The sequence below is a fragment of the Bacillus sp. SIMBA_074 genome (assembly GCF_046534555.1).
GTDB lineage: Bacteria > Bacillota > Bacilli > Bacillales > Bacillaceae_G > Bacillus_A > Bacillus_A mycoides.
The window spans coordinates 1-354 of record NZ_JAWRYM010000199.1 but is presented as its reverse complement, the minus strand read 5'-3'; the positions used below and the strand labels follow the sequence as shown (position 1 = coordinate 354).

At 51.7% G+C, this 354-nt stretch carries 1 protein-coding gene; it reads right to left on the bottom strand.

What is annotated here, in order from left to right; genetic code table 11:
• Positions 1-354, bottom strand: a 354-nt coding sequence (locus SB773_RS30490) for a RecQ family zinc-binding domain-containing protein (protein WP_410593945.1), incomplete at both ends; no start/stop codon positions are given.

Genomic DNA, 354 nt, shown 5'->3' with positions numbered 1-354 from the left:
AGAGCTCCGTTTCATCCGTGCAGTTTCCGCATTGTCCACACGCTTGCGCATCCGTTTCACCGAAGTATTGGACGATGTATTGCTGCAGACAGCGTGGCGTCCGGCAATAGTCGATCATCGCGTACAGCTTTTTGTACTCGTGCTCCTTGCGTTCTTCCAGCAATTGATTTTGCTCAATGAAGAACGTCTGGGTCTGAATATCCTGCGGCTGGAACAGCAGGATGCATTCGCTTGGCTCCCCGTCGCGTCCTGCGCGCCCTGCCTCCTGATAGTACGCTTCCAAATTTTTCGGCATGTTATAGTGAATGACATAACGGACGTTGGACTTGTCGATTCCCATCCCGAATGCATTTG